The sequence below is a fragment of the Hymenobacter elongatus genome, assembly GCF_004745955.1.
Classification (GTDB): Bacteria; Bacteroidota; Bacteroidia; order Cytophagales; family Hymenobacteraceae; genus Hymenobacter; species Hymenobacter elongatus.
On record NZ_SRLD01000113.1, the window covers coordinates 1 to 934 of the forward strand.

At 68.4% G+C, this 934-nt stretch carries 2 protein-coding genes; both read right to left on the reverse strand.

Annotation, left to right across the window (positions count from 1 at the left end):
* Window positions 1-27: 27 nt before the first annotated feature.
* Window positions 28-606 (reverse strand): IS630 family transposase, encoded by a 579-nt coding sequence (locus E5J99_RS20975; RefSeq protein WP_245319175.1) that lies wholly within the window; start codon window positions 604-606, stop codon window positions 28-30.
* Between the two features lie 13 nt (window positions 607-619).
* On the reverse strand, window positions 620-934 hold a 315-nt coding region (locus tag E5J99_RS20980; protein ID WP_135499757.1), incomplete at its 5' end, for a hypothetical protein.

Sequence of the window (934 nt, forward strand, 5' to 3'; positions counted from 1 at the left end):
TATAGCAGATTCGTGAACCATGTATCCTTATCGTTTGCCGGCTTGTGTGTGATAGCCGCAGTGGTCAAACCAGTTCCGGGCGTCCCGGCTGGTAATGCAGTCGATAGCCTGAGAGAGGGCCTGTTTGAGGGCCTCGTGGGCGCGGGCCTGCGCGGTTCGCAGCGTGGTTTTGAGCTTGCTCCAGGCCTGCTCAATGGGCGAGAAATCGGGCGAGTAAGGGGGCAGAAACACCAGGTCGACCCCGCGCCTGGCCAGCCACTCGCGTAAGCCCGTCAGGTGATGCACGGGCAGATTGTCGAGTACCAGCACGTCGCCGCGCCGCAGCGTGGGGGCCAGGCACCGGGCCAGGTAGAGGGCAAAGCTAGACTTGGTCAGCGCGCCCTCGAACAGTTGCACGGCCCGCAGCCCGCGCACCGAGAGCGTGCCAATGAGCGTGCAGGCGGGCCCCCGTCGCAGCGGCGCGTTGCCCCGGGCGCGTCGCCCGCCCACGGCGCGTGCATGCGTGCGGGCGTAGTGCAGGCGCAAGCCGGTTTCATCCAGAAAGTGGAAACGGGCCACGTCGGCCCGGGAGCAGACCTGCTCGACGTGCTGGCGCCGCGCCGCCACGACGCGCTCGGTGTCACGCTCGCTGGCGTGCAGGCTTTTTTTTACGCCGCAGATCGTGCGCGGCCAGTACCTGCCACACGCACGTCTGACACACGGCGCGCCCGCCCTGGAGTTGCCAGGCCGCGTTCACCTCGGCCAGCGTCGCGTCCGCATGCGTGTGCACATACGCCACCAGCCAAGCCTGGGCCGCCGCGTCCAGGTAACGGGCCCGCCCGCCGCTGGCCGGCTTGGCCATTAACGAGCCGGTCTGCCGCTGGCGGCGCAGCAGTTTCTTGATGAACGGCACACTCACGCCGAAGCGCTCGGCCACCGCAGCCTGCCGCGCCCC